This is a genomic window from Desulfosarcina sp. BuS5, from assembly GCF_028752835.1.
Classification (GTDB): domain Bacteria; phylum Desulfobacterota; class Desulfobacteria; order Desulfobacterales; family BuS5; genus BuS5.
This window is the reverse complement of sequence record NZ_CP087952.1, coordinates 1,068,179-1,094,209: the sequence shown is the minus strand read 5'-3', so window position 1 is coordinate 1,094,209 and position 26,031 is coordinate 1,068,179. Positions and strand designations below refer to the sequence as shown.

Annotated in this window: 29 protein-coding genes; 10 read left to right on the top strand and 19 right to left on the bottom strand. The window is 41.9% G+C overall.

Annotation, left to right across the window (positions count from 1 at the left end; all coding sequences use genetic code 11):
- Nucleotides 1-108: 108 nt before the first annotated feature.
- The 4 genes from pnp to BuS5_RS05345 all read left to right on the top strand — a co-directional run bounded on the left by pnp (nt 109) and on the right by BuS5_RS05345 (nt 4,174).
- Nucleotides 109-2,178, top strand: a complete 2,070-nt coding sequence (gene pnp / locus BuS5_RS05360; RefSeq protein WP_027355235.1) for a polyribonucleotide nucleotidyltransferase — start codon at nt 109-111, stop codon at nt 2,176-2,178.
- Nucleotides 2,179-2,188: 10 nt separating this feature from the next.
- Complete coding sequence (gene dut, locus BuS5_RS05355) at nt 2,189-2,647, top strand: dUTP diphosphatase (RefSeq protein ID WP_027355234.1); 459 nt, start codon at nt 2,189-2,191, stop codon at nt 2,645-2,647.
- A 51-nt stretch (nt 2,648-2,698) separates the two neighbouring features.
- Entirely contained in the window at nt 2,699-3,487 is a 789-nt protein-coding gene (locus tag BuS5_RS05350; protein ID WP_027355233.1) for an MBL fold metallo-hydrolase, read from the top strand.
- 486 nt (nt 3,488-3,973) lie between these two features.
- Nucleotides 3,974-4,174 carry a cold-shock protein gene (locus BuS5_RS05345; RefSeq protein ID WP_027355232.1) on the top strand — a complete coding sequence of 67 codons (201 nt, stop codon included), beginning with the start codon at nt 3,974-3,976 and terminating at the stop codon, nt 4,172-4,174.
- Between the two features lie 70 nt (nt 4,175-4,244).
- Here BuS5_RS05345 and BuS5_RS05340 read toward each other — a convergent pair whose 3' ends face one another.
- From BuS5_RS05340 to BuS5_RS05320, 5 genes are all read right to left on the bottom strand, one after another.
- Entirely contained in the window at nt 4,245-5,351 is a 1,107-nt protein-coding gene (locus tag BuS5_RS05340) for a DUF362 domain-containing protein (protein ID WP_027355231.1), read from the bottom strand.
- Between the two features lie 120 nt (nt 5,352-5,471).
- Nucleotides 5,472-6,308 (bottom strand): 3-methyl-2-oxobutanoate hydroxymethyltransferase, encoded by an 837-nt coding sequence (gene panB / locus BuS5_RS05335; protein ID WP_027355230.1) that lies wholly within the window; start codon nt 6,306-6,308, stop codon nt 5,472-5,474.
- A 105-nt stretch (nt 6,309-6,413) separates the two neighbouring features.
- Nucleotides 6,414-7,346: a ketopantoate reductase family protein gene (locus tag BuS5_RS05330; protein ID WP_051375298.1), complete on the bottom strand. Its 933-nt coding sequence runs from the start codon at nt 7,344-7,346 to the stop codon at nt 6,414-6,416.
- A gap of 11 nt (nt 7,347-7,357) precedes the next feature.
- Nucleotides 7,358-10,369: an insulinase family protein gene (locus BuS5_RS05325; RefSeq protein ID WP_027355228.1), complete on the bottom strand. Its 3,012-nt coding sequence runs from the start codon at nt 10,367-10,369 to the stop codon at nt 7,358-7,360.
- 1 nt (nt 10,370) lies between these two features.
- The gene (locus BuS5_RS05320) at nt 10,371-10,766 is read right to left on the bottom strand and encodes a hypothetical protein (RefSeq protein ID WP_027355227.1); all 396 of its coding nucleotides are present in this window, start codon (nt 10,764-10,766) and stop codon (nt 10,371-10,373) included.
- A 257-nt stretch (nt 10,767-11,023) separates the two neighbouring features.
- On the opposite strand from BuS5_RS05320, the gene BuS5_RS05315 reads away from it, so the two are divergent.
- Together BuS5_RS05315 and BuS5_RS05310 are read left to right on the top strand one after the other, a co-directional pair.
- Entirely contained in the window at nt 11,024-11,260 is a 237-nt protein-coding gene (locus BuS5_RS05315; protein WP_027355226.1) for a DUF433 domain-containing protein, read from the top strand.
- Nucleotides 11,261-11,274: 14 nt separating this feature from the next.
- Nucleotides 11,275-11,643 carry a DUF5615 family PIN-like protein gene (locus BuS5_RS05310; protein ID WP_274428168.1) on the top strand — a complete coding sequence of 123 codons (369 nt, stop codon included), beginning with the start codon at nt 11,275-11,277 and terminating at the stop codon, nt 11,641-11,643.
- Nucleotides 11,644-11,788: 145 nt separating this feature from the next.
- Here BuS5_RS05310 and BuS5_RS05305 read toward each other — a convergent pair whose 3' ends face one another.
- On the bottom strand, nt 11,789-11,947 hold the full coding sequence (locus tag BuS5_RS05305; protein WP_157487514.1) for a hypothetical protein: 159 nt from the start codon (nt 11,945-11,947) through the stop codon (nt 11,789-11,791).
- Nucleotides 11,948-12,140: 193 nt separating this feature from the next.
- Between BuS5_RS05305 and BuS5_RS05300 the strand changes: the two genes are divergently transcribed.
- The 4 genes from BuS5_RS05300 (at nt 12,141) to BuS5_RS05285 (ending at nt 13,501) form a co-directional block, all read left to right on the top strand.
- Nucleotides 12,141-12,377 carry a hypothetical protein gene (locus BuS5_RS05300; RefSeq protein WP_027355223.1) on the top strand — a complete coding sequence of 79 codons (237 nt, stop codon included), beginning with the start codon at nt 12,141-12,143 and terminating at the stop codon, nt 12,375-12,377.
- Nucleotides 12,378-12,576: 199 nt separating this feature from the next.
- Nucleotides 12,577-12,894 (top strand): nucleotidyltransferase domain-containing protein, encoded by a 318-nt coding sequence (locus BuS5_RS05295; protein ID WP_027355222.1) that lies wholly within the window; start codon nt 12,577-12,579, stop codon nt 12,892-12,894.
- A 110-nt stretch (nt 12,895-13,004) separates the two neighbouring features.
- Complete coding sequence (locus BuS5_RS05290; RefSeq protein ID WP_027355221.1) at nt 13,005-13,274, top strand: hypothetical protein; 270 nt, start codon at nt 13,005-13,007, stop codon at nt 13,272-13,274.
- A complete protein-coding gene (locus BuS5_RS05285) occupies nt 13,274-13,501 on the top strand; it encodes a type II toxin-antitoxin system HicA family toxin (RefSeq protein WP_035266921.1) in 228 nt (75 codons plus the stop codon). The genes BuS5_RS05290 and BuS5_RS05285 overlap by 1 nt, the downstream gene beginning before the upstream one ends.
- Before the next feature lie 99 nt (nt 13,502-13,600).
- On the opposite strand, the gene BuS5_RS05280 is transcribed toward BuS5_RS05285, so the two are convergent.
- The 13 genes from BuS5_RS05280 to murB form a co-directional block, all read right to left on the bottom strand.
- Complete coding sequence (locus tag BuS5_RS05280; protein ID WP_051375294.1) at nt 13,601-13,912, bottom strand: hypothetical protein; 312 nt, start codon at nt 13,910-13,912, stop codon at nt 13,601-13,603.
- Between the two features lie 159 nt (nt 13,913-14,071).
- Nucleotides 14,072-14,827, bottom strand: a complete 756-nt coding sequence (locus tag BuS5_RS05275) for an Lcl C-terminal domain-containing protein (RefSeq protein ID WP_051375288.1) — start codon at nt 14,825-14,827, stop codon at nt 14,072-14,074.
- Nucleotides 14,828-14,904: 77 nt separating this feature from the next.
- Entirely contained in the window at nt 14,905-17,424 is a 2,520-nt protein-coding gene (gene pilQ, locus BuS5_RS05270; protein WP_027355218.1) for a type IV pilus secretin PilQ, read from the bottom strand.
- Between the two features lie 2 nt (nt 17,425-17,426).
- Nucleotides 17,427-18,092 carry a pilus assembly protein PilP gene (locus BuS5_RS05265; protein WP_051375286.1) on the bottom strand — a complete coding sequence of 222 codons (666 nt, stop codon included), beginning with the start codon at nt 18,090-18,092 and terminating at the stop codon, nt 17,427-17,429.
- A 12-nt stretch (nt 18,093-18,104) separates the two neighbouring features.
- Entirely contained in the window at nt 18,105-18,728 is a 624-nt protein-coding gene (locus BuS5_RS05260) for a type 4a pilus biogenesis protein PilO (protein ID WP_035266919.1), read from the bottom strand.
- Nucleotides 18,728-19,318 (bottom strand): PilN domain-containing protein, encoded by a 591-nt coding sequence (locus BuS5_RS05255; RefSeq protein ID WP_027355216.1) that lies wholly within the window; start codon nt 19,316-19,318, stop codon nt 18,728-18,730. Before BuS5_RS05255 ends, BuS5_RS05260 begins: the two co-directional genes overlap by 1 nt.
- Complete coding sequence (pilM, locus tag BuS5_RS05250) at nt 19,315-20,367, bottom strand: type IV pilus assembly protein PilM (protein ID WP_027355215.1); 1,053 nt, start codon at nt 20,365-20,367, stop codon at nt 19,315-19,317. The genes BuS5_RS05255 and pilM overlap by 4 nt, the downstream gene beginning before the upstream one ends.
- Nucleotides 20,368-20,376: 9 nt before the next feature.
- Entirely contained in the window at nt 20,377-20,574 is a 198-nt protein-coding gene (locus BuS5_RS05245; RefSeq protein ID WP_035266939.1) for a helix-turn-helix transcriptional regulator, read from the bottom strand.
- A gap of 522 nt (nt 20,575-21,096) precedes the next feature.
- On the bottom strand, nt 21,097-21,705 hold the full coding sequence (mobA, locus tag BuS5_RS05240; RefSeq protein ID WP_027355213.1) for a molybdenum cofactor guanylyltransferase: 609 nt from the start codon (nt 21,703-21,705) through the stop codon (nt 21,097-21,099).
- A 25-nt stretch (nt 21,706-21,730) separates the two neighbouring features.
- Nucleotides 21,731-22,918: a cell division protein FtsZ gene (gene ftsZ / locus BuS5_RS05235; RefSeq protein ID WP_027355212.1), complete on the bottom strand. Its 1,188-nt coding sequence runs from the start codon at nt 22,916-22,918 to the stop codon at nt 21,731-21,733.
- Between the two features lie 46 nt (nt 22,919-22,964).
- Complete coding sequence (ftsA, locus tag BuS5_RS05230) at nt 22,965-24,191, bottom strand: cell division protein FtsA (RefSeq protein WP_027355211.1); 1,227 nt, start codon at nt 24,189-24,191, stop codon at nt 22,965-22,967.
- A 1-nt stretch (nt 24,192) separates the two neighbouring features.
- The gene (locus BuS5_RS05225) at nt 24,193-24,897 is read right to left on the bottom strand and encodes a cell division protein FtsQ/DivIB (RefSeq protein WP_274428075.1); all 705 of its coding nucleotides are present in this window, start codon (nt 24,895-24,897) and stop codon (nt 24,193-24,195) included.
- Nucleotides 24,898-25,042: 145 nt separating this feature from the next.
- Nucleotides 25,043-26,017, bottom strand: a complete 975-nt coding sequence (gene murB, locus BuS5_RS05220) for a UDP-N-acetylmuramate dehydrogenase (protein ID WP_051375284.1) — start codon at nt 26,015-26,017, stop codon at nt 25,043-25,045.
- Nucleotides 26,018-26,031 lie beyond the last annotated feature (14 nt).

The following is a 26,031-nucleotide window of genomic DNA, read 5'->3' as shown; positions in this document are numbered from 1 at the left end:
CTGCGTTATCGATCGGAGATATACGATTAGTATTATCTCCTCACTCTATCCTTGTGAAATTAATTATGTGACGATCTATATAATTAAGTATAGAATTAAGGAAAATATATGGAACTATTATTTAAGGCGAAAATTGGCGACAAAACAATGACTATACAGACAGGGAAGGTTGCCAAACAAGCTTCCGGATCTGTTACGGTTCAATACGGAGAAACCATAGTATTGGTTACAGTTGTCTCTTCATTTGATGAAAAACAGGGCGATTTTTTGCCACTCAGTGTTGAATATCAGGAAAAAATTTATGCCGCAGGCAGAATCCCCGGTAATTATTTCAGACGTGAAATAGGCAGACCAAGTGAAAAAGAGACCTTGACGGCCCGTCTGATAGACAGACCTATACGGCCATTGTTCCCCAAAGGTTACTGCTGTGAAATCCAGGTTATTGCAACAGTACTCTCCATGGATAAAGAAAACGATCCCGATGTGATTGCCATGGTCGGGGCTTCAGCGGCCCTGGAAATATCCGATATCCCTTTCGCAGGCCCGATTGCATCTGTACGTGTAGCCAGGGTAGAAGGACAATTTATTGCCAATCCGACCATTGATGAATGCGCCAAAAGCGATATAAACATTATTGTAGCCGGTTCAAAAACCGGTGTTGTAATGGTTGAAGGCGGAGCCGATATAGTAAATGAAGCCGACATGATCGAAGCCATCTTTTTCGGACACAAAGAAATGCAGCCGATCATCGATATGCAGATCAAACTGAAAGAAGCCGCCGGATTACCAAAAAGAGCGTTCTCACCTCCCGGTAAAGATATTGAGCTTTTTGAAAAGGTAAAAGCACTTGCATCTTCCCCAATGCGGGAAGCTATCCTGATACCTGAAAAGATTCAACGCCGGCAAGCATTCAGAACAGCCAAAGCAGAAATCATGACAGCTTTGCCGGAGGAATATCAGGAACGTAAAAATGAAATATCAGAATACCTCGATGAAATAAAAAAAACTATCTCTCGGAATTTGATCCTTAAAGAAGGCCGCCGTATTGACGGAAGAGAATTTGACGAAATCAGGCCTATCACCTGCGAAGCCGGTATTTTGCCCAGACCCCACGGCAGTGCATTATTCACAAGAGGTGAAACCCAGGTGCTGGGAGTGATGACTCTCGGCTCCAGCCAGGATGAGCAACGGATTGAAACGCTAAGCGGTGATGAAACAAGGCCTTTTATGCTCCATTACAATTTTCCTCCATATTCCGTAGGTGAAACAAAACGTCTGGGAGGGCCGAGCCGCAGGGATATAGGACATGGCGGTCTTTCAACCAGAGCCATAGAAAGAGTTCTGCCTGCCAAAGAAGATTTTGACTATACCATCAGAATTGTATCGGAAGTTTTAGAATCGAACGGTTCATCTTCAATGGGAACAGTATGCGCAGGCATACTGGCGCTTATGGACGGTGGTGTTCCAATAAAAGAACCGGTATCCGGAATAGCAATGGGACTTGTAAAGCAAGATGACCAGGTTGTAATCCTCTCCGATATCCTTGGAGATGAAGATCATACCGGAGATATGGATTTCAAGGTTACAGGTACAAAGAACGGAATCACAGCGCTTCAGATGGATATTAAGATACTTGAGCTCTCCAGGGAAATAATGGAAAAAGCTCTTCAGCAGGCCCATGCCGGACGGCTGCATATACTCGACAAGATGCTTGAAGAACTTACCAAACCCCGTAAAGAGATATCTCAGCATGCACCTAAAATAATTACAATCAAGGTTAATCCGGACAAAATACGTGAAATCATCGGCCCGGGCGGAAAGGTTATAAGATCCATCCAGAGTGAAAGCAATACCCAAATTTCCATTGACGATTCAGGCCTTTTAAAAATTGCCGCTACATCTCAGGAGGATTCTGATACGGCTCTCAACCTGATAAAGGAAATTACCAGGGAAGCTGAGGTCGGTAAAGTATACGAAGGAACGGTTGTCAAAATAATGGACTTTGGCGCCTTTGTGCAACTTTTCCCCGGCACCGACGGACTTTGCCACATATCACAGCTTGCCAAACAGAGGGTTGCAAAGGTTACAGATATCGTAAAGGAAGGGGACACCTTAAAGGTCAAGGTTCTGGATATAAGCAATGGGAAAATACGATTAAGCCACAAGGTACTCCTTTAAACTGAATTTAATGGACCCTTCACCAAGCATAAAACTGCTACGACTGAGGCCAGGGGCCGATTCAGATATACCCCTGCCCTCCTATATGACACCAAAATCAGCCGGTATGGATCTTGCCGTAGCCATTGAGCAGGATCTGACTTTAAAAAAGGGAGAAATATCTCTTATGCCTACAGGTATTGCCATTGCCCTCCCGGATGGATACGAAGCCCAAATCCGGCCCAGGAGCGGGTTAGCAGTTAAACATGGAATCGGTCTTATCAATTCTCCAGGGACAATAGATGCTGATTATCGCGGAGAAATTATGATACCTGTGATCAATCTGGGTAAGCAGGATTATACCTTTCACAGGGGTGACAGAATAGCACAGATGGTAATTAAACGAGCCTGCCAGGCAGAAATAAAACTTGTTGAAGCGCTCGATACTACAGAACGTAATACCGGCGGTTTTGGACATACCGGCATTTAAAAATAGGGCGGCCAAAGCCATCGGACGATCACAAGGATCACTCCTTATGTTATGAAAAGCAAAGATACCTTTTCAGTATGCATGCTGGCAAGTGGGAGCAAAGGAAATTCAATTTATATTTCAGACGGCTCCACCTCAATACTTGTAGATGCAGGGCTTTCGGGGATTGAAATAGAGCGGAGGCTTCAATCAAAAGGGATTGACCCTAATCATATAGATGCAGTTCTTGTATCCCATGAACATACGGATCACATTGGAGGGGTTGGAGTACTTTCAAGGCGATTTAACCTGCCGGTCTTTATTAGCCGCAAGACAGAAACAGCGGCAATATCACGAATAGGAACTATTGCCCAAAAGGAATATTTCGAGCAAGGCTCTCAATTTACGATAAAGACATTAACAATCCACCCTTTCTCTACATCCCATGATGCAGTGGACTCTTCCGGTTTTACCCTAAGCAGCAACGGAACAAAGATAGGCATTGCCACCGACCTTGGTATTGCAACCCGGATGGTAAAGGAGCACCTTAAAGGCTGCTCATTAATTATACTTGAAGCTAATCATGACACTGACATGCTTGTAAACGGACCCTATCCATGGCATTTAAAACAGCGGATAAAAAGCCGGACCGGACATCTCTCTAATTCGGAAGCGAAAAACCTGTTAAAGGATATTATATGCAATGACCTGCGTTATGTTATACTGGCACACCTCAGTGAAACAAACAATCATCCCGAAAAAGCTTTGAATATTGTCAGCGAGGCCACAAAAGGATACAAAGCACAACTTACTGTCGCAAGGCAGGATGATGGTTGTCAGATTTTCATTCTTGATAAATGAGGAACTATAGATTCTCAGGCATCCTTCAGCAAGCCCCAAAAGTAGGGGGCAAAATTTTGAACCCCTACAGATTTGGTTCAGGTTTGCTTTATCAAGAATGAGAACCTAAGTCGTCAAGTAAAAACAACTTATACATCTTGCTTGCCCTTTTGCTTGTTTTCTATGTTCCGTCAAGGCTTACATAACTCGTTATGTAAGCCTTGACGCGCCTTGAAAACAAACAAAATTACGGCGCAATCTGTATAACTTATTTATACTTGTCTCCTAACACCATTATAACATAATGAATTTTTATATATTTGTTATAATGTTATAAATTTTTTCATAAATCTCCATTTAATGTTTGACAAGCATCTTGTTTTTATATTAATAGCAACAGAAGGTACAGAGTGGTTTCTTGCTGATGGATTGTTATATCCTATGAAGATAGTAACCCTGAAGTCAGGAGCTATGGTTAAAATTTTTTTTTAAGGAGAGTTACAAAAAATGGCAAAGGGAGTAGTAAAGTGGTTTAATGACAGCAAGGGTTTTGGTTTTATAGAACAAGAAGACGGTAGTGATGTTTTTGTCCACTATTCAGCAATCACTTCTGATGGCTTTAAATCTCTGGCTGAAGGTGACAGGGTTACCTTTGATATTGAGCAGGCCGAAAAAGGTCCGGCAGCATCTAATGTTGTAAAGATATAACATATCTATCCTGATCTATTCTGGGGGGCAAGTCTTCATTAATAAAAACTTGCCCCCCCATTAAAAAAAGTCATATCTCAACCAGCTCATAATTCCTGGTTCCAAGCCCCAACTTTTCCGCATAATCCAGTTGTATAGTCCAGTCAACTTTTGGATATATCCCCCTGAATTTGTCTTCACCGGGTGAAGTATTTATTTTAAGACAGGAACTCTTAATCGATTCTTCTTTATTCACAAGATCCACCGATGCCTGATCTATGGCAACAGGGTCGGTTGATGCTACTACTCCGATATCCCTTACTATGGGTGCATCGTTAAGAGGCATACAATCACATGCAGGCGAAACATTGGTTATAAAATTAACAAACAGAGCTTTGCTCTCTTTTCCTGTTAAAACCCCCTTTGTATATTCGACCAAATTTTCCAGAAAAACCGGTATACTCTGATTCCACTGAATCTGTACCGCGCTGTTGGGACATATTATAATGCAATCCCCGCAGCCTATGCATTTTTCCTGATCTATCACTGCTTTTTCATTAATAATAGAGATCGCATCTTGTGAACAATGACTGACGCAATCCCCGCAGCCTATACATGTTTTCTTCACAACTTTAGGAGAAAGGGTTGAATGCTGGGCCAGCTTTCCCTTCCTTGATGCACATCCCATACCTATGTTTTTAATAGTACCACCAAAACCGGTCAGCTCATGCCCCTTAAAGTGCGCAACTGCAACAAAAGAATCCGCATTAATAATATCTGATCCGATATAAACTTTCTCAAAATTCTTCTGGTTGATTATGACAGGGGTTTCACTTCTACCCCTTAACCCGTCTGCAATAATAATTGGAGCATCAACTACGGAAAACGCAAAACCATTCTGAATTGCAGTCATAATATGGTGAGGGGAATCACTCCGTGTACCTGCATAAAGCGTGTTAGAATCTGTAAGAAAAGGAACACCCCCCGTTTCTTTAATTGCATGTACTATTTTTCTAATAAAAACAGGACGAATAAAGGCCGTATTGCCCAATTCCCCAAAATGAAGTTTTACAGCCACCAAATCTCTTTTGGAAACAGTTTTAGCAAGGCCCGCTGTCTTTAACAGCCTGTCAATCTTGGCAACAAAATTTTCTCTAAAAGTAGCTCTCAAATTTATAAAATATACTTTGCTCTTCATTCTGCCAACCTTTCTATAGATTGTCACATAATTAATTTCACAAGGCCAGAGGGAGGAAGGCATATTGTAATACTCCGACGACCGATAACGCAGTAAAATTATTTTATGTGACAATCTATATCAGACCTTTTCAAGCTCATCAGCCTTTATATTAAAAGCATGTTTTTCTCCAGGGAACCTTCTTTTTTCAACATCCTCTTTATATGAAATGATGGCTTGATTAATTGATTCATTAATTTTAGCATATTGCTTTACAAATTTCGGAGTAAAACGATCGAACAGGCCGACCATATCATGGGTCACAAGGACCTGTCCATCACAATGTATGCCGGAACCGATACCTATGGTCGGAATGGAAACAGCCTCTGTTACCATCCTTGCTATCTGTGCAGTAACAGCCTCCAGCACTATAGAAAAACAGCCCGCATCTTCAAGTGCCCTGGCATCTTCTATCAAAGCCCTGGCAGCCTCAGCGCTCTTGCCCTGTGCCTTGTACCCTCCAAGGGCCGATACAGTCTGAGGTGTAAGGCCTATGTGTCCTTGAACAGGAATACCTGCTTTTACTATAGTCTCTACGACAGGAGCCATATTTTTCCCTCCTTCCAACTTAACCGAATCTGCGCCGCCCTCTTTTATCAGTCTGGTGGCATTCTCCACTGCCTTTTCAAACGATGAATTATAAGAGCCAAAAGGCATGTCGCCCACCACAAGAGAACGTTTAACGGCCCTGCTGACTGCCCTTGTATGGTGTACCATCTCATTCATAGTGACGGCTACAGTATCCTCATAACCTAAAACCACCATTCCAAGAGAATCACCGACAAGTATTATATCAATGCCGGCTTTGTCGATCAAGAGAGCCCATGGGTAATCATAGGCTGTAAGAGAAGTTATCATAGACCCACTACTTTTCCGTGCCCTTACATCAAGAACGGTCAATTTAGCCTGCTGCTCCATCTATATTCTCCTTTGCACCCTGTAGGGGCAATCCTTTGTGGTTGCCCTGTAAGGGCTCGCGCAAGGGGCACCCCTACGGGTTGATATCTCTTTCATATAAAAAAATTACCTGCACCGGTTTTCCGAAGTAGCCTCAAGAGCTTCAATAATTTCCGACAAAAAAATGTTATATGGAGTTGGAAGCCCAATCTCCCTGCCTTTCTCAACAATAGCTCCGTTGATAACACCAACCTCTGTTCGAGCACCTCTTAAAATATCCTGCAGCATACTTGCCCTGTTCCCGGCTGTATTCCTGCAAACTTTTTTTACCTGCTCCAGGGGGTCCTTATAAGGCAATTTGATGTTTAAAGCATCTGCAATGTTTACAGCCTCCCATACAGCGCGGGCCATAAGATTTTCCACCTCAACAGTTTTGCCTAAAAAACCGTTCTCTACTTTAAGAATTGCCGCCAGAGCATTTATACCGACATTAATAATCAACTTGCCCCAAATCAGGCCATCGAGATTGCCGGAGATATCCGTCTCTATTCCCGCAGAGTTAAAAGTCTCGACTACACGTTTTACAGCCTCACTGTTCCGCTGGTTCCCGGCTATATGAGTGGGCCCAATCCCGGCATGCCTAACAGCCCCGGGGCATACCATTGTGCCGCCGTGAGAAGTCACACCTGCAACTGCCCGGTCATCCCCCACAATTCCCGCAATGATTTCCAGATTGCCCAGCCCATTCTGCAATGTAAGCGCAAGCCCGCGCTCATCCAGGATCGATAAGGCTGTCATAGCCGCCTGCGCAGTAGCATAGGATTTTGTAAAAATAATTGCCAGATCGACCCTGGATTTGATGATTGAGGTATCAGTGCAGGCGATAATATTATATTTTTTGTTTGAGTCGTTATTATATTCTATAATAAGGCCTTTAGAATTAATTTCCTTAACATGCTCTTCAAACGGGTCGATAAGAAAAACATCCGCTGCCCCCGAAAGCATCGCTCCGAATATCGAACCCATTGCTCCGGCGCCTATAACTGCAATTTTCATCATATATGAAGCCTTTAAATCATCTTAATAGACAAGGGTTCGCCTGTAAGCCTGGCATTCGCCTCCTCCAGTTGTTCTTCACCCGAAATAACCGCCACAGACTGCTTATTATTTTCTTTATTAAAATATTTCTCTGCGGTTTTCATAACCCCGGCACGTGTTAAAGATAGAAGCTGCTCCTTGAAATGCATTCGGGCGCTGTCAGTCAAACCGACAAGTTTCCTGTGAAAAGCTCTTCTTGAAGCAGGGCCCGGGGGATCAGGTTTATCTATCTCCGAACATTTTTGAAGAATGGCTTCTTTAATATCTTCTTCTCCGTAGGCACCCTTTTTAATAAAATCAAAGGCATTTTCATATACTTTCAAGGTTGCCGCTATATGCGGATCCCTGTAAGATCCAAAAGAGAAAATACCATCTTCGTAATTATATAAAGCAAACCCGCCGTAAGCTCCACCCTTTTCCCTTATCTCCCTGTGAAGGAAGAGCGATCGTAGTAATTTACTGATAACAGACAGAGCCGGGGCATCTTCGTGCCCCATACGGACCGTCTTGAACGACTGAGCCACAAAAGATACTGACGTAGAAGTGCTCCATCCTTCCCTGATATTAATATCATCCTGATCCATATCGGAAAGCATAAAACGATCATAACTAAATATACCAGGCTCAACCCTGTAATCAACTTCAAATTCTTTCTGCAATGCATCGGCAAAAGGCGCCGCCTTTAAAATAGTGCGATCTTCACCGATCAATGCAAGTTCATAATTATTCCGCGAAAAAAGAGACTTGCCTATTTCATTAAGATCCTCCGCAATGGAAGCAAGTTTTTTCCCTGTCAAATCTCCTGTAATATTCTTGATAGCCTGCAAGTGATGGATGCCGTTCCATATTTCTCCCAGCGTACAGGCCGGCGCAAGATTTCTCGATGCCAAAGATATGGCCAGTCTATGTCCGTTTTGGACAACCATCGATTCAAGAGCTGCCCGGTATTCAAGCAGAAGGTTTTTAAGGCGCACATGATCCGAAAAAATGAGGCCGGTCAAGATATCTTCTACTATTTCAAACAGCTTTCCCTGGTTCCTATCAAGGCACTTCCCGCCCACTGATATATAGGATATGCAATTCCCGGCAGCATCGAAACTGGTGCGCGCATGCGCGGATGCGCCTATCCCGCCTGTGTATTCATCTATGAGCTGCGCCATTTCAGTATAATTATGCCGCAAAGTACCGACGCGGGAAAAAGCATGACAAAAAAAAGGGATCAGCGGCCTGAGCCGTTGATCTATACCATTGATCCCCAGGGCAGCCGTAAAATAAAAAATCCCTGAAGTAGCCTTTTTATAGCAAGCTGCCGGAATCCGGGAATATGATCCGGACTCTTTGACGATATTCACAGATGCAGGGATATCTTCCAGTTCCAGGGTCGGCAGTATAGAAAGATCTTCATCGGTTTCCTGGAGTTTATTTAAATCTTCCGCATCCTTTTTAATGCTCTCCAGATTGCCGGGAGCCATACCTTCCATGATCTTTTCAAGCTCAGACGCAACCCTGGCAGCCTCCCTGGCAGACTTTCCCTGATCCGGCACAAGAGTGAAGAGCACTCTATGATTATTATCCAGAAAATATTTCTTTAACCGGTCTTCAAAAAATTGCCCGCGTGCAGCTTCCCGCCGGATTCTTTCGATCTGCGAGTCGAACTGAAGAATATCTTCCGGTTCTCCCCCATGAAACCATGCGCTGCTTATACGCAGCATGAGTTTGATCCCATACGGATAGGGTGTATTGGTAACCTCTTTGCGATGAAACTCGATCTGATGCAGTGCGGATTCCACCATCTTCTTATCGATGCCGTTTCCTGCGAGATCCCGGATAACTTTCAGTATAATACTTTCAATTTCAGGACCGTCAGACCGCGCGACATCCTTTAAGCCGGCCGTGAACATTGTATCCCTGTTATCCGTGTCAAAACCGGTTCCGTCGCATAAAGTGGATCCAAGGCCTGAATCTATAAGTGCCTTGCGCAGGGGAGAGGCTGAGTTCCCCAGGAGAATATGCCCTATTATTTTGTTGACCAAATTTTCAAATGTATTCCGCACATCCGATATGAGCCAGGCCAGGCATATCTGACACTTCTTTTCCGGATCTTCATTCTGCCCTAGAGGATATGAATATGTCACTTCTCTAGGAGCAGTCCAGCGCTTTTGTGAAGGGACTTCAGTATCAGGATTTATCCTGTCAAACCGGCTTAAAACACGCTCTTCGATAAAAGCAAGATGATCTTCCAACGGCAGATTTCCGTAAGTATAAAAAAAAGCATTGCTGGGATGATAATAGCGTTTATGAAAAGCAACCAGTCCCGCATGAGTAAGATCCGGTATATCTGAAGGTTCTCCGCCGGAGTTAAATCTATAAGTAGTGTCCGGATATAGCGCATTTAAAAGGGAGCGTGCCATAACCTGATCCGGTGACGACATTGCGCCCTTCATCTCGTTATATACAACGCCCTTATATACGAGACCTGTTTTATTTCCTCCGACATCAGGGCTATCCTCTATCTCAATGCGATGACCTTCCTGCTTGAAGCTGAGTTCATCAATATTCGGAAAAAAAGCGGCATCCAGATAAACATCCATGAGATTGTAGAAATCTTTTCGGTTCTGGGTCGCAAAAGGATACATAGTCCAGTCCGAAGAAGTAAAAGCATTCATGAAAGTGCTCAGACTCCGTTTAAGCATCGAAAAAAAGGGATCCCGCACAGGAAATTTGCCGGAACCACACAGGACAGTATGTTCAAGTATATGGGCCACGCCTGTTGAATCAAAAGGAACAGTCTTGAATGCAACGCTGAATGTATTCTCCGTATCATCACAACTGATATGGATATGTTTTGCGCCGGTTGCAATATGCTCCAGCTCGTAAAAAACCGAATCCTGCTCCTTTAATTCCACCAGCTTCTTTATTGAGTAACCACCGATATTATCCCCTGGTTTAAAATCGGGGTTACGCGTCTCTCCAGATTTACTCATATTAATCTACCTTTTCCGACAATATATACACACCGCGTCTCTTTCCGGTAATCCGGCCGGTCTTGTTCAGCCTGAAAATTATATTTCGAAGTTTTTTTTCTTCAAAGCCGGTTACTTCCTTGAGTTCGGCAAAATTAACGCCTTCACGACCAGATTGATTGATAACCCTTACCACAACATCAGAAGCAGTAACGACAGACCTGCCGCCGGCAGTTTTTTTATTGGAATCCGAATTAATACGCCTTTTTGTTCCGTATGATAATTTTATAAGTTGCTCAATTCTGTCAAGCCTTTCATGGAGCTTGTTGATATCCTTTTTGGTAGGAACACCATAACTCTGCATAAAAAACTTGACCATGGCATTAAAACTTACCGACTTGACGGTTTTTTTGGACATCAGCCCTCCTGACTTGATAATGCAGGTTCCTGTTGGAAATACCCGCTTATGCAGACCAAAGTCAAGAATTACTTCGCAAATTCCGTTACGCAGTAGGGGTTCAAAATCTTGAACCCTTGCATTATAGGGGTTCAAATATATTTTCCTCTTGACATTGACCTAACCGTCATATAGCAATAAATTATTCTTTAACAAAAAAGGGAATTAGTGGCCAATTCCTATAAAACAATTTACTGTCAGTTTCATTGAGGCCTGAAATGCAACCTTTAACCAGAATCAGCCTTGATCCCGGCACCATGGGAGGGAAGCCTTGCATTCGGGGAATGCGTGTAACTGTAGGTATGATCGTTGGCCTTATTGCTTCAGGTAATACCAAAGAAAAAATTCTGGAATTGTATCCCTACTTAGAGGCTGAAGACATAAACGAAGCGCTTTCTTACGCTGCATGGCGTGTTGAAGAAATTGATGTTCCACTTTTTTCGCAATCAGCATGAAGCTGTTGATTGACATGAATCTTTCCCCTAAGTGGATTCCTCTACTAAAAAAGGCTGGACTGGAAGCAATTCACTGGTCAAGTGTTGGTCATTCAAACGCTCCGGATTATGAAATTTTGGAGTATGCCAAAGCGAATGGATATGTCATTTTTACTCATGATTTGGATTTTGGAGATTTACTTGCCGCCGGTAAAATGGCCTGCCCAAGTGTTATCCAAATTCGTACTCAGGACGTAACTCCTGATAATCTTGGCCGACTTGTGGTTTCTGCTATTCACCAGTTTACGAATCAGCTTGAAAAAGGTGCATTGATCACTGTTGACGAAAAAAAATTACGAGCACGTATTCTTCCCATCAATAACGTGCCGCATATTCATTCATAAGGTATTTTTTCGGAAAAATATAATGAATGATGTTTTATTATCTAATGTACCCTCCCCCTATTTTGTCCGTATTATAATATGACGTACGCCCGCTACGCGATGGCTATCCAGTGTTAAAAGGATTGGTGGCAATAAAACCGCTGATCTAAAAACAAGGCAGAGCCTGGGAACGAGGAAGTTGCTCAATTCTGTCAAGCCTTTCATGGAGCTTGTTGATATCCTTTTTGGTAGGGACACCATAACTCTGCATAAAAAACTTGACCATGGCATTAAAGCTTACCGACTTGACGGTTTTTCTGGTCATCAGCCCTCCTGATTTGATAATGCAGGTTTCCTTTTTGAAATACCCGTTTATGCAGACCAAAGTCAAGAATTACTTCGCAAATTCCGTTACACAAGAACTTGTATTAAATATCCGGAGAATCAAAAACCGATTGAAATTTGAAGATAAATGAAGTAAATTGTGTTTTTAAAAAGAGACTCAGGGCTCGCTCAAAATGAAAATACTGGCGAAAAAGATGACAAAGAAAGAGCATATCAACTATTGGCGTGAAAGTGCTCAACACGACCTTGAACCTGCCGAAGGCATAAATAATCAGAAATTCCTTTTAGACAAAATAAATGATTTTAATATTCAGACGCGTTACCCAGGCTATAACTTAAAATTTTATAAACGATGCAACGCAAAATATACGAACGAATATTTGGCATCCTTCATTAAAGGCCAAAAATGATTAACACTTTTTCCCAGGTTAGAACCGATATTTTCACCGCAGAGAACGCCGAAAGCGTAGAGGAACTGCTTAATTTTTAATGTAATATCTCAGCGATCTCTGCGTTCTCCGCGGTGAAATCCAATTTTTTATAACAAAGTAAATATAAACTAAATTTGAAGGATACCGAATATTTGGGTAAAATAAAGGAGTTTTACGCATGGTTCAGCTCCCTGCTAAAGTAAAAAATACTATAGACAACTATCTCCGGACATTAAGCCGCAATGATATTCCGATCAAAAAAGCGATACTTTTTGGTAGTTATGCAAGAGGCAATTATCAGGAATGGAGTGATATAGATATTGCTTTAGTGTCTGATATATTTGAAGGAAATCGAATTGATGACAAGGACAAAATAAGAAAAATTACGCTGTCTATCAGTAGTGAATTAGAAGTAATTCCTTTTTCGCCTGATGATTTTAATTTGCAAAATCCATTTGCAAAAGAAATTTTAAAAACAGGTATAAGAATAATTTGATTTTTTTCAATAAGTTTGTTTCGTTCCCAGGCTCTGCCTGGGAACGAAACAAAGATAAATACCTGTCTGTCGGGAAAGTTTGCACCCTATTATAAAAAGGAGTTAATCTCATGGAAATACGTTTGACTGAGAAGATATGGAAAGAAGGTAATATGTATGTTTCTTATTGTCCTGAACTGGATATTGCTTCCTGCGGCGAGGATGTTTATCAGACAAAGAAAAATCTCATAGAGGCTATACTTATCAATATCGAAGAGACAAAAAAAAGAGGGACATTTGAGCAGTTTATTGAAGAGTGCGGATTGGAGGAAATTAATGCTGATATATTAAGCGTGCGCAAAGAGTTGGTTGGATTTACACCTATCGAAGTGGCTGTTTGATGACAATCAAGCCGACTCATTATAAAGTTCAGGTCAAAATTTTTGAAATGACTGGATGTGTGTATGCCCGGACAAAAGGAGATCATGTTATTTGTCATTATCCTGAAGCTGTCAGACCTGTGGTTATACCGAAATACAAAGAAATGCCGGCGTTTGTTATCAAAAACAATATGCGTATAATAGGAATGGACAGAGAAAAATACTTTGAGTTGCTTCAAAAAGTATAAAACACCCCGTATTAACAAGAAATGGTAAAAAAATGGGATACCTATAGATTTTCAGATAATCACCCGATTTTAAAATTTGGAGCAAGGCCGGCCTGACTATCAAATCCCTTTGCCAAGCGGTCGAATCCATGTAAATTTAAAAGGCTCTACCACCAATTTCCTTACAGATTGTTTAAAATTACCGCCAAGAGCCGAAAAAGGCATGGAAATAGTAAAAAACGCCGCGCCCGTTGCAATTGCGACATTGCCTAGTGGTCTCACAAAAATAAAATCGGCGATCATAGCTGCCGCGTTCCCATCATCAAGCGATGTTGAATGTTGATTTTCCGCAATGGATGTTGAGCTTGTCAAAACTATAATCAATGCTCCGATCACAAAAAAAGCTATGACACGCCTGGCTGTTTTAAGCATTTGCTCCTCCATTTATTTTATTAAATATTTTCACCTTAGAATACTAAGAAGTTTTTTATCACCCTAAAAAATTTTTTCCCCGTTCCCGCGATAAAAGCATGGGAACAAGTCGACTTACAATATAATGTCCACCCGTTCTTTTAATCATACGCGGTCTTATCAGTAGCCCTTAGCGCCACGCACGGGTAAAACACGGAAGCCATAGAAGTAAATCGGGGACTTCCAGTTCCAATAGCCGCGTACGAAATCAAAATAAGCGGCTTTTGAGCTATCAAAGTAGGCGCCTGCGGGATTGCCGTGAAACTCTGATGCCCAAAGACAGCAAGAAGAAATATTAATAAATTCATTTATGTTGTTATAACCATGCCGTTTTCTCTTTTCAGGAGCATAAAGGCTGGCGAGTTCCTCACGGGTCGGCAGCCGCCAGTCAGTATAGCCTCCACCGCTGTAATTCCGGCAGTAGGCTCCGGCTTTTTCCCAGTATATATTGCCGCCATTATCCTTTTCCGCCCACATCAGGCCTGTTTTAATGTCAGATATCGTGCCGTCACCATGGACAATAAACCTTGTTTCTCTCATTACCTGCAGGGAATTCTGGTAAAACCGTCCTTTATGTCCCGCCTTTTTCAGATATTGTTCTATATTTTTGTGGGCCTCTTTTAAATTGCCGATTTCATACAAATGCTTGCCATAATAGTAATAGTATTCCACTGGTAATTTTACATTCAAAATTTGAATTTTTTCAAATTCTGCTGTTGCTGAAGAGCTGCCGAGATGCTTCGCTGCAGAGCTTAATAACCGGTCCGCCTCCATTGCCGAAGAGAACGCCTTGGCCGGCACGGCAAAAGCAATAACAAATAAAGCAGCCGCCATAATAATTTTTTGAGATAATGTAATTTTGGGCTTGATCCTCATTTCTTCTTCCTTGCTAAAATTTAAAAGGAAATAGTGTGAAACACATACCACTCACATTGTTTTACGCCTCCATTTGATCAAGTCTCTAACAATTCATCAACTCGAAACACCGTAGGAGTGATAAAAATCAGTAGTTCACCTTTAGAGCTTTTGTTACTTTTTGATTTAAAAAACCACCCCAGAATAGGCACCTTGGAAAGCCAGGGAGTTCCGATTTCACTTTCAGTCAAAGTTGATTGTATGACACCGCCGATTACAATAGTATCACCGTCTTTCACCAGAAGAGTACTTTCCACCTCTTTGGTAGAGACTATCGGCACTCCTCCATATTCGCCGGAAATGTCATTCTTGGTTATTTTCAATTCCAACGAAATACGATTCTTAGGAGTTATCTGTGGAGTCACTTCAAGCGATAGATCAACATCTTTAAATTTTGTTGAAGACCCGCCTGTGTCATCTCTTTCAAGATACGGAAACTCCTTGCCCTGTTTGATTGTCGCGGTTTCATTATCCATAGTTATAACCTTGGGAGTAGAGATTATTTTTGCGTTGCCGTTAGACTGCTCCACGGTTAACTGGGCATTCAACACCAAATTACTGCCCACCAGCCTTCTAAAAGTAGTTCCAACCGCAGATGTGCCGGCAACAGCATGATCAAAGGCAAGATTATAATCAAGAAAATCACCACCCGTAACCTTGTTTAAATCACCGGACACACCCCAGTCCACTCCGATAGCTCTTGAAAAATCCTCAGTTACTTCCACTATTCTGGCCGCGATCATAACCTGCGGAACCGGAGTATCTATTTTTTTAATCAAATCATCCACTCGTTCAATAATTATAGGCGGCGCCGTAACTAATAACATATTGTTTCGTTCATCCAATGCTACTGATAATTGTTTACCCCCATTTTTATCAGTGAGCTCAAAAATATTATAAAATTTTTCATCCTGAAGCAATTCTTCTACAGTTGCAGCTTTCGCGTAATCTAATTTAAAATCCTTAGTCACCACTGTTTTTCGCAACTCGGCCTCCATTTTCGTTCTTTCAATAGCAGCGGCCTTCGCTCCTTGAGTCTGTAGCATAATCATTTGTTCCTTACAGGCATTGCTCAAAGTCTTTATAGTAGCTATTCTGACCACATTACTCGTTTCGACCTTTCCAAGCTGATTCATTTCAAGCACCAAATCGAGCAGCTCATCCCAAGGTATAGGATTATCAAGAACAAGTGAAACCGTTCCCGTTATATCCTTATCGAACGCAAAATTTTTATTACTTACTTCACTTATAATCCGAAATACATTTTGTATGTCCGTTTTATAAAAATTAACAGCAATCTTTTCCCCTACATATCTTCTTTCACCACCCAATTCTCGACTATAATCCAACTTTTTTATTCCGCCTGCTGCAGATTTTAATTCAGTTGTGAACATATCCTGCGTATCAAATTCATAATTATCCCTTTTTAATTTTTCAGCAGATGCTTTACCCCCAGCCGATTGGGGATATGCCGCGGCAGTAGCTGCAGTCTGCGCCAGCACTGTTTTCCAGGGGGGCAGGTCGGCCTTTTCCAAAGGCCTGGGCGGAATCGAAGAAGGCTCAAAATGAATAAATAACAGGTTCCCGGACTGTTCCACAAAATAGGGAACCGACTCACGCAGCTCAATAGATAATAATGAAGTATTTTTTAAGGCAGGTGTCTGTACCGGTGTAATCCGGTCTACTGCGCTTGCAAAACGGGTGGTGATTAAAGGCCGATGATGGTAAGGTGGAATTTTAGTCTTGCCCAGCCGCAGGTTCAGCCTCTTGTTCCCGGCTTTTTCTATTTTGTATTCAACCGGTCTGGTAGTCCCGACTATAATTGTAGATTTCCCGGCATCTTCACTGGAAAAATCTATCCTGTTGACCCAGGCAATATCCGGATTGACTGTTCCGGCAACAGCCTTTTTAATGTCTACAGGCGGGTTGCCTTTATCAAGCAATGACAAGATATGCTTATCTACAGATTTTTTGCCTGCTGAAGCAGCAGGAGCTTCAGCTATGCCGTCAGCCGCGCTTAAAGCGCCGCCACTGACAGCCTGAACCGCTTTATCGTCCGGCTCCAGCGTACCGGCAATCCGGGAATCATCTTCCGCAGGTCTGGAAAAAATAATCCTGAGCCCTGTATCCTCACTTACCACTTCATAATCAACATCTTTATTCAATGGAATCATTATTCTGGATGTATGCCCGGTACCCGGCAACTCCGAAGCCTTCACCGAACCGATAATACTGTTTTCTTTTGTTCCAGCGGCGATGGAATCTTTCAAAGCAGTCTCGGGAAAATAGAGAATCACGCTCAATGGCAAGGGCTGCTTAATTGAAGAATAGGTAAGCCCCCCGTCACTATTAACATGTACCACAACAGTTCCGTCTCTTTCGCTTGTGCTTATACCTGTAATGAGTTTCAGATTTGCGACTGAATCATCAATACCTTCCTGACCTGTATTGTGCATTGTGATATTCCTGGAAGCACAACCTGCCGTCCCCGATATCAGGATAATAAGCAAACCGCAGAGAATAGCTGCCTGTGACAATTTACACTTTTTATGTTTCATGATTATAACTCTCCGGGAGGTCTTTGGATTTTCATTTCTTTTTTCTGTAAACTTACCTTGCCTAAAAGGTCTTCAACCTCTTCTTCAATAATTATCCTGTCTTTCAGTATTTCAACAACCTTGCCCCAATTTTTCCCTACGGGTGTTCCTTTTGTAACAACATAGCCCCTGCCTGAAGCCTCTTCCAGCATAGCCCTGGCGCCTGAAGAGCTTAAAATTATGCCTGTAAGTTTAAGCTGGTTTAAGGCAATCCTTTCAAGAGGTGTGCGCGGTATCCGTTTTCTTCGTTTTTGTTTTGCAACCGGCGTTTCCTCAAATTTTTCCTGGAACAAGGGGACAAAGGGATCAATTTTCCCTTTTGGATTGTACAGGCTTGACAGGGCAGGCGGCCTGGAGTATTTTTTTTTTTTTACATCCGGCAAAACCGCCACAGGCGGTAAATCGCTTTTTTGACCGACCGATCCGGGAGCGACATTCTCCGCCTTTGAAGCGCTCTTTTTTTTCACAGACGGTTTCTGCTTTGGCGCCTGCTTTTTAGCGATACTAATCTTTTTGCTTACAACCTTGGCAACCTGGGGTGGGTCATTCCTATCACCGCAACCATGCATAAGAAATAAACAGCACAACAAATAAACCGTATCTCGTATCACCACATTAAATTTACGCATAATATTATATCTTTATTTTTTCTTTTTCGGCTTCTTTTTGCCTTTTGTGTCTATAAAGCGATACGTAACCGCCTTGCAGGATGTGTTTAATGTAATCGCACTCTGCCTGGACGACTTGCCGGACGACATCTTGATATTTTCTATGTTAACAATTCTTGACAACCTGGAAACCTTGTCAAAAAAAACGGCAACATTATGATAGGTTCCGGTTACTTTTATAGATACAGGTATCTCAGCATAAAAGCCTTGTGATTTTTCGGCCTGGGGCTTAAAAAGAAGAAACTCCAGGCCTGCATCCAGACCTGATCGCGAGATACTTGATATAAGGGACGGTATCTCTTTTTGTTCAGGAAGCGCCTGCATGACAATCTTAAACTGCACTTTTTTCCTGGCTATTTTTTCCCGGAAACTATCTATATCGGCAGCATTCTTTTTTGCTTTAACAAGCTTTGCTTCAAGTTGCTTGCATTCACTGCGATATGCCTTGATTCGCTTGGATTTGGGCCAATAAGAAAAATAAGAAAAGCCGCCTATAATAACAAACAAGGTAATGATACAGATTGACAGTCTCTGAACCTTTGTCAGCTTCTCGATCTTGCCGAAAAATTCTTTGATAGATTGTTTAACCTTTTCCATTATTTGTTCGCCTTATTACCGGCTTTCTTCTTAGCCTGGGTTGCTGCTTTTTTGGGGCAATTCAACACAAAACTTTTTAAACTCATTTTTTGTTTGCCGACAGAAGTCTGTTTCATGGTCTTCAAGTTGACACTTGCAAAAAGGCCGGAGGATTCAAGACGTCTCATAAAATTCGCCACGGTCTCCTCGTCTATAGCTATCCCCTTAATATTGACAGCGCCTTTCTGCTCGTCCATATTTGTAAGCCACATACGGTTTTCTACAACTATCCCGGTCATGCTGTCGAGAAGCCGCAATGGTCCTTTACGGTTCGATTCAAGCACCTTGATAACATCCATTTTTTTATCAAGATTCTTGAGTTTCTTCTTGATGCTTTCTATCTCCTTGTTTATCTTGTCGTACTTGGCCAGTTCGATTTTTTTGGCCGCCACCTCGTTACTTAAAGCCTGAACTTTTTTGCCCATGCATATATTAGTAGTGACGGTTACGATAACAACCATAATTAACATGAGCAGGAAAACAGAAACCTGACGGCGTATATTCTCTTTTTTACGTGCTGCCCGAAAAGGGAGTAAATTAATTCGTATCATTTATCATCAACTCTTCTTATGGCCAGCCCCATGCTGATCACAGCTTGAGGCGCAATCTGTTTTAAATATGAATAATCAAGATTATCAGATAGTTCTAAACCATCAAAAGGATTCAAAACCTTAACTTCCGCCGAAGTTTGTTCGGCAAGAAGATTTCGAAAACTCTTAATGTTAGAGCCACCACCGCTCAAAAAGATTTTGGATATCTGGTCTTCAGGAGCCGTAGAATAATAAAAGTCAAGAGCCCGCCGTATCTCCGTACACCAGTTATCGATTACTATTCCGGTAATATTATTTAATTCTTCTTCAGGAATTTTACCCGTTTCCGAATCATGTTTTAGCTGTTCGGCTTCCTCCAAACTACAACCGACAGCTTCAACAATTTTCTGATTTATCTGACCGCAGCCGAGGGAAACATCCCTGATAAATACCGACGAAGTATTTTTCATAATATTAATAGATGTTTTCATCGCGCCGACATCTATCAGTGCAATCGATTCATCAGGTGCATCATAATTTGCTTCAAAAATATTTTGCAAAGCAAACGTATCGGCATCTATAATACAGGGATTAAGCCCTGCATTCTGGACAAGGTTAACATAATCATTAATGATCTCTTTTTTCGCCGCAACCAGGAGCAGATTCATCTGGTTTGAATTATGTTCATTCTCTCCCAGTATATGGAAATCGATATTGACCTCATCAATATCGAACGGAATATACTGCTCGGCTTCAAACTTGATCCTGTCCTGCAACTCTTCTTCGGTCATATTTTCCATAGAGATATTTTTTATAATAACCGAATAACCCCCTATAGCTATTGCAACATTACGTTCCTTAATATTATAGGATTTAAAAAGTTGACGTAATGCATCCGCGACTTCTCCAGGTTTTTTTATAAAGCCGTCTTCTATCATTCCCGGCGCTATATCTATAAGTCCTATTTTTTTCAAAAAAAACCCTTTACCTGTCTTAACAACTTCTGCGGCTTTCAGAGTTCTTGAACCTATATCCAAGCCTACTATTTGATTTTTTTTACTAAAAAACATGATATCCTCTTAATCGAAAAATATCTTTTTTTTGTCACCAAGATCAAACCCAAGCGCAAGAATAATCTTCCGCTTGGTTTCCAGACGGCACGGCAAACCTTTTTCAATGCGTGAAACTGTTATCGGAGAAACTTCAGCCTTATGGGCAAGTTCGGCCTTGCTCATAAGGAGGGATTCTCTTATTTCTCTTAATGCATTATTTGCCATTGACCTATCTCGCAAAAAAATTTGGTTCATTACGTTCCCGCGCAGGAGCGTGGGAACGTAATAATTTATAAAATTGTCATTCCAATTAAGGAACTGGAAGGAAATAATCTACGCATATCGTGCAGATTTTTTGTTCGTCTTCAAGGCGTGGTAACAGTTGCATAGTGAACTATACAACTGTTACCGCAACGTAGAAGACAGGCAAAAGGGCAAGCAGGATGCGTAGATTATTTTCTATAAGTTCCCTTAATGCTCAAATCATTTAATGGCTGCTTAAAAACATTATCGCATTTAATCTTGAAAACTTGAGCTGGAAATTATTTTTTTTCTGCTGATCTGTTTTGTTTCACGATGAGTTATTGCAACAAACATACCACAAGAATAAATAGAAGCTAAGATATGCTAATATAGTTAGAGGACAGGTCTTAAGCGTAGGAATTTTTATAAAGAAAAGAAAAGATATTTTGAGGATTGGAAATACTTCTCCCTGTCAAAAATTTAACACGTGCAAGGTATTATTTTCTATACAGACTGAGATGCCCCCAGTTTTTCCGCCATAGCAAAATCTTCAGGAGTATTAATATTGCAGAAAGATCGTAAATCCGGATCAATTTCACGCAGGGCACTTTCAGGGATATATTTTGTTCGTATCTTACCATACAATCTTTGTATTTGAAATTGTTGCCGTTGAATCTGTTGCTCCACCGGCTTTATGCAATTTGTCGAATATACGGAACATAATGGTTCCACTCCTTTCGATGTTTGTGGTATCACGGCATCTATACCGGTTCCAATAGAATTCACCAAAGCACCAACCAGTTCTTTCTCCAGAAAAGGTACATCACATGCAGTAATAAAGGCATACGGGTTGGTTGCAAAAAAAAGTCCGGCATGAATCCCCGTAATGGAACTGCGGTATGGAAAAAGATCCGTAACTATTTTAAAATCCCATTTAAGATAACTAAGCGGATCATTTGTAACAAGTATGATTTCCCGGAACAGACTCTTGAATACCGAATACAACCTGTCGAGCACAAGTCTGCCGCCTATATCAATAAAAGCTTTGTTCCTGCCTCCAAAACGCCGATTTCGGCCGCCTGCCAGTATGACTCCGGTACATTTTTTTTTCATACTTCACATTTCTGCGCAATCATATCTAATCTGCTTTTCGTCTTAAAAAAGTAGGAGAATCAAGATCATCGTTATCAAGAACAATCCCCTTGAAACCTCTGTAGGATGCACCACCTGATTCACCTACTGCCTCCTGGCGGCGGATAAATGTGGGTGTATCATAATTTACCGCATGCTGAAGATCTTCCGGAGTTAAATCCCTGACCTTGCCTCTTGCTATGGTATTTTGATAATTACGGGAAGTATTTATATCCTCACCGGAATTGATGCCTGTGGCAATCACAGTGACTCTCATTTCATCTCCTAGACTTTCATCAACCGCAGTACCAAAAATTATGTCGGCATCCTCTCCGACCTCACGGTGGATACGTTCGGACGCATCGGTCATCTCATCCATTCTTAAACTGCTGGTGCTTGTTATGTTCATCAAAACACCTTTAGCGCCGGTTATAGATATATCTTCCAAAAGGGGATGCGAAATGGCACGTTCGGCAGCCTCAATCGCCCTGTTTTCACCGGAAGCTACGCCTATGCCTATAATAGCCATTCCCGCCTTTAACATTGTAGCCTTTATATCCGCAAAGTCGAGATTAATTAAACCGGGCAGCATTATCAAATCTGTAACGCCTTTAACAGAATCGTACAGGATCTCATCGGCTTTTTTAAACATTTCCATCATGGTGGCATTTTTGGATGCATGCCCCCTGAGCCTGTCATTGGGTATTGTGATTACTGTATCTGCCACTTCCCTTAAAGCAAGAATACCTTCTTCCGCTTTTTTTGAACGTTTTGTGCCTTCAAATGAAAAAGGCTTTGAAACCACGGCAACAGTTAACGCTCCTAATTCCTTGCAAATCTCTGCGATAACCGGAGCAGCACCGGTGCCTGTTCCGCCGCCGCATCCGGCAGTTATAAAAACCATGTGGCTATCATCGAGAGCGCTGCGTATGTCATCCAAGTTCTCAAGCGCAGCCTCTTTTCCGACTTCAGGATTGGCGCCGGCGCCCAGCCCTTCGGTGATCTTGGCTCCCATCTGAATTTTCACATCTGCTTTGGAAATATCCAGTGCCTGGGCATCTGTATTTGCTGCTACAAATTTAACACCCTGGAGCCCGGAATCTATCATGTTATTGATTGCGTTGCCGCCTGCCCCACCAACACCGATAACTTTTATTTTAGCCGTTTTTTCATTTTCTACTAATGTAAAATCCATTTTTCTCCCCTTGTAATGTAATAATTAAAAATATTAAAATTCCGATTTAAAGCACATCTTTAAACCACTTTTTCATTCTATCGATAACACGATTAAATATATTTTTATCACGAATCCTGAATTTTTTAGACGACTGGTTTTTTGCTCCGAACAAGACCAGCCCTACTCCGGTAGCATACATTGGATTGTTAACAACATCGACCAGTCCTTTTATTCCCCGCGGAGTTCCCAGCCTGGCCGGAAGATTGAAAATCGTTTCCGCTATCTCCGGCACACCGTCCAGAAGAGCCGATCCACCGGTTACTACTACTCCCGACATAATAACATGTCCCATACCGGCACGGTGAATCTCTCTTTTTGTTAAAGCAAATATTTCCTCCATCCGCGGCTCCAGTATCTCTCCCAGTATCTGCCGCGGCAGTTTTCTGGACTTACGTCCTCCCATGCCCGGAACCTCAATGGTCTCCTCGCTGCTGATATTCATCGAGGTACATGTTCCGTACTTTTTTTTAATTTTTTCGGCCTCTGCCAATGGTGTCCTCAGCCCTATTGCAATATCATTTGTGAGGTTATGACCTCCTAACGCAAGCACGAATGTATGTTTGATATTCTTTGAAGAAAAAATCGCCAGATCCGTTGTGCCTCCCCCTAGATCGAGAAGCGCCGTGCCCAATTCTTTTTCTTCATCACTAAGCACTGCTTCGCCGGATGCCAGTGATTCAAGCACAATATCACACACATCGAGTCCCGCCCTGTTGGCACATTTTACAATATTGTGCGCCGATGTAACTGCTCCGGTTACAATATGAACTTTTGCCTCCAACCTGACTCCGGCCATTCCTACAGGGTTACTGATCCCGGACTGCTCGTCTACTACATATTCCTGCGGAAGCACATGAATAACTTCTCTGTCCATGGGAATTGCCACAGCGCGGGCGGCCTCTATTACACGCTCAACATCATGCCTGGTAACCTCAGAGCCTTTTATCGCAACAATTCCGTGGCTGTTAAAACCGGTTATATGTCCTCCTGCTATGCCCGCATAAACTGACGAAATTTCACATCCCGCCATCAATTCCGCTTCTTCAACAGCCTTTTTTATAGATTCGACTGTAGAATCAATATTAACAACAACGCCTTTATGAAGACCTATGGACGGATGTGTGCCAACGCCTATTATATTTATTTCTCCTCCGCTGACCTCACCTACCACAGCGCAGATTTTCGTAGTTCCAACATCCAGACCGACCAAAAGTTTATCATGCACCTGCATTTTAAAGCTCCTTTTTATTACCCGCAGGAGTTAACACTATCCTGTTTAAATTATTTATATCAATGGAACAAAAATCCAAAAAACCGCGCGTTCTTTTTAAATATATGTAAATTTTTTTAAGACTTTTATATTTAGTTGGGTAATCATTATACCCGAGTTTTATCTCATGCAGGCCGGCAGTCTTACAATAGGCAGTATACAGAATCAGACCCATTTCTTTATCAACCTTAATCTTTTCTATCGCCCCCAGGGGCACTGGGCTTCCTCTTTTTTGGCCTAAATTCAATACGTCCATAACCGCATCGTAATAAAGGCTGCCGTGTTCACCTGAAATATTAATATCCGATATCTTCAGTCCTGTGACGAGGGGAAGATCCTGCTGATTCGAGTTATCCATTTCTTTAAATATTTCACCATTCTTATTAATTATAAATCTGCGTCCAAAATCCAGAACAGCCAAGGGTATATGTTCTTTAATCCTGATAACTATGCGGTCAGGCAAATATCGAATTATTTCCGCTTCGGCAATTGACGGGTTAGCCATAAGTCTTTTTCTCATAAGGGGAAGATTTATTGACAAAATATTGGTACCCTTCTCTATTGCTGCCTGCTTGATGACCTGTTCATCCTGGAATCTACAAGCGCCTGTTACTGTAATATTTTTTATTCTGAAATAATCACACTGAGTTAAAAAGTCATGGATCAATATAAAAAATATACTCATAACCAACAATACGGAGATTCCGGTAATTATTTTAAAAGAGAATGCAGCGCAGATCATTATCCTTTTGCTAATTATACTTTTTGGGGGAAATACGGTTCTCTTCTTGTAAGAATTCATGCGTGGACGTTTATTCCCCAACGATCTTCACCTCAGGTTCAAGAAAAATATTAAAGTGTTTGTCAACTCTTTCCTGTGCTTCTTCCATTAGTGCTATAATATCCGCCGCCGAGGCATTATCCCGGTTAATAATAAAATTGGCGTGTTTCATGGAAATTCGGGCTCCGCCCACAATCTTACCCTTAAGGCCTGCCCTATCTATAAGTTCGCCGGCCGTCATACCGGACTGCGGATTCCTGAAAAAGCATCCCGCACTCGGCAAATTTGTGGGCTGTTTCCTGTTTCGTGCCCCAAGCATTGATTCTGCTTCTTTTTTAAGTTTTGCCGGTTCATTGCGCGTAAATAAAAATTTTCCACTTATGATGATTGATCTGTTGCTTGATCTATTGCTTGATCTGTTTACTGCGCCTTTATTCTGTTCAAGCTTCAAGGCAAGCTCACGGTAGCTGAAGTCAATATTCGTTTTGTCGATTTTTTCTATTTTCCCGTCCGTCATAAGAACATTTACAGAATCCAGAACTTTCTCCATAAAACCATGCTCAGTTCCGGCATTCATCACTATTGCTCCTCCTACTGAACCCGGAATGCCGAGAGCAAAATTCATCCCTTCCAATCCCTTATTCATTGCAAAAAAACATAATCTTTGCAGATTCACCCCCGCACCTGCCGATACTTCAACAAAGATATCATTCCTTCTATTGTCAGTGATGCAGTTGAGACATTTTTTTAGACTGATTACAAGCCCCCTGATTCCGTTATCCCTTACAAGCAGATTTGAGCCGCCCCCGATAATTAAATAAGGTATACTTTTAGCCGACGTCCATTTAACTATGTCTACAAGGGCTTCAAGACTATCCGGCTCCGCAAAAAAATCAGCAGTACCGCCCACCCGCAAGCTGGTATGCCGGGACATAGGTTCATCAAACCTGACATTCCCGCCGGAAATATTTTTCAAAAATTCTTTTGCTGCATGATTAATCATCATAGATTCATCCCGGT